Here is a 2,428-nt window from a genome sequence, read left to right as displayed (position 1 = left end):
GCGGTGCCGTCCTGGCGGCGCGCCGCTCCAGCCATGGCTTCATCCAGTCGATGGCCAGGAACATCAGCGGGTTCAGCACGATCGACAGGATGGCGCCGGCCAGAATGAGGTCGCGACCTTGTTCGGGCAACAGTTTCAGCCCGACGCCGAGCTCGGCCAGGATGAAGGAGAATTCGCCGATCTGGGCAAGACTTGCCGAGATCATCAGTGCGGTGGCCAGGGGATAGCCGAAGGCAACTACGATGACGAACGCCGCCAACGATTTGCCGATGACGATGATGGCCAGCGTCGCCAGGATAGGCCAGCCATTACTGATCAGGCTGAACGGGTCGAACAGCATGCCGACCGAGACGAAGAACAGCACGGAAAAGGCATCGCGCAGCGGCAACGATTCTTCCGCCGCGCGGTGGCTGAGTTCGGACTCACTCATGATCATGCCGGCGAAGAAGGCACCCAGCGCCAGCGAGACACCGAACAGTTTGGCTGCGCCAAAGGCGACGCCGAGCGCTATGGCGAGCACCGCCAGCCGGAACAATTCGCGCGAGCCGGTGTGGGCGACATAGTGCAGGATCCAGGGAATGACCCGGCGGCCGACCACCAGCATGACGACGACGAAAGCGGCGACCTTGGCCAGCGTGATGCCGACGACGCCCCAGATGCCGTAGCTGGCCGGCAGCGACAGCAGGCTGCTTGCATGGGCGTCCGCCTGCTCCTGGCCGCCGAGCACACCGGCCAGCGCCGGCAGCAGCACCAGCGCCAGCACCATGGCCAGGTCCTCGACGATCAGCCAGCCGACGGCGATGCGGCCGCGCTCGGTCTCGATCATCCGCCGCTCCTGCAGCGCGCGCAGCAGCACCACGGTCGAGGCGACCGACAGCGCCAGGCCGAAAACCAGCCCCGCGCCCATCGACCAGCCGAGCATCCACGACAGCCCGGCGCCGAGCGCGGTGGCAAAGCCGATCTGGACGATGGCGCCGGGCACGGCGATGGCGCGCACCGACAGCAGATCCTTCAACGAGAAGTGCAGGCCGACGCCGAACATCAGCAGGATGACGCCGATTTCGGCCAGTTCGTTGGCAAGGCCGGCATCGGCGACGAAGCCGGGCGTGTTCGGCCCGACCAGCACGCCGGCTACGAGATAACCGACCAGCGGCGGGATACGGAAGCGGTTGGCGAGAGCGCCGAAGACGAAAGCCAGCCCCAGACCGGCGACGATGGTGGCGATAAGGGGCGTGTCATGCGGCATTGTCTATGGAGCGCCTTTCGAAACCAGCGATGTTGGATGGGCGCCGCCCGGAGCCGCCGCCTGGTTGCAATATGGTGGATGGGGTGTCGGCGATGCAACCCGCAAAGCCATGAAATCGACGGTGCGGCCGCAAAAACTTGGTCGGCCGGCGGAGAAGCCGCCGGTCGAATTTGAAGTCGCGCGATGATATTCGGTTTCGATCCGGCGCGTTCGATCGACACCAATCAGGCTGCCTGCAGCAGGGCCTCGATCTCGAATACGGCGTGGTTGGTCAATGTCTTGGGAATCTCGGCGATCACTTTGTCCCCGACTTCCTTGTGCAGCTTCTTGCGCATTGTCCCAAGCAGCATCGGCGGTGCGACAAGCACGATCTCGTTGAACTCGCCGCTATGTGCGAGCTTGTAGAGCCGGGCGGCGATCTCATCGGCGAAACGCTCCTTGCCGATGCGGTGCCAGTCCGTATCTTCGACCGCGCTGCGGTGTACGGAGGGACCATCATTGTATCGGCCCGGGCTGTCACTGCCTTGCTCGCGGGTGGGCGGGTTGTCCTGCTGCATTTCCTGCACCACCTCGAGATTCGGATATTTGTTGTCGCCGGCGTTCCTGAGGAAAAGCGCCTTCTCGCCATCGGCCACCATGACCCAGATGCCGTGCTTCAGATTGATTGTGCTCATGGTGATAGGCTCCTTTTTTGAGTCGCTCGGGCATCTTGTGACATGCCGCGGCCGGGTTTCGATCTGACGCGATGGGCTTTTTGGGGAACGCGCCCCGAGCCGGTAATGTTCCAACCAGACCCTCGCGGGTGTTGGCAATTCGGTTGTCCAATGCCTGCGGCTTTAATCTACTAAATTGGTAGAATTTAGAAAAAACTGTTTTGCGGCATTTCTCGCCGAGCGCTAAAAGAGCTGTAAATCAAGGCCTGCGACAGCAGCTTGAATCCGCTCCATCCGCCAACGAGGAATATTTTTCTGTTGGCCGGGATGCTTTCAGAAAAGCGATTGCATCCCGACAGGCGATGCGCGAGTGCGTTCCTTCTGGTTTCTCGCGCTCGCGCGTAGAACTGCAAGCCTGTTCAGGATTCCGCTCGCGCCCATGTCGCACACTACTCCCAAGCTCAATGCCTTCCCCGTCTTCATGCGGGTCGAGGGGCAGACCGTGGCCATCGTCGGCGGCGGCGAAGAG

At 62.6% G+C, this 2,428-nt stretch carries 2 protein-coding genes; both read right to left on the bottom strand.

The genetic code is table 11. The annotated features are described in order from the left end of the window. The coding region (locus tag EN935_RS31235) for a cation:proton antiporter (protein ID WP_127373979.1) at positions 1-1,246 on the bottom strand (1,246 nt) is incomplete at its 3' end. A gap of 224 nt (positions 1,247-1,470) precedes the next feature. Then, positions 1,471-1,920, bottom strand: coding sequence for a host attachment protein (locus tag EN935_RS31230; protein WP_127264142.1), 450 nt, complete (start codon positions 1,918-1,920; stop codon positions 1,471-1,473). Between the last annotated feature and the right edge of the window lie 508 nt (positions 1,921-2,428).

Origin of the sequence: Mesorhizobium sp. M7D.F.Ca.US.004.03.1.1 (assembly GCF_003998635.1) — a bacterium.
Taxonomy (GTDB): Bacteria; Pseudomonadota; Alphaproteobacteria; order Rhizobiales; family Rhizobiaceae; genus Mesorhizobium; species Mesorhizobium loti.
Note: the sequence above shows the minus strand (reverse complement) of the source record. Positions and strands in the feature narration are given on the sequence as shown.

What these genes read in the sequence shown, in the direction of transcription:
- EN935_RS31230 (WP_127264142.1), bottom strand. Translation starts at nt 1,920, where the DNA reads ATGAGCACAATCAATCTGAAGCACGGCATCTGGGTCATGGTGGCCGAT.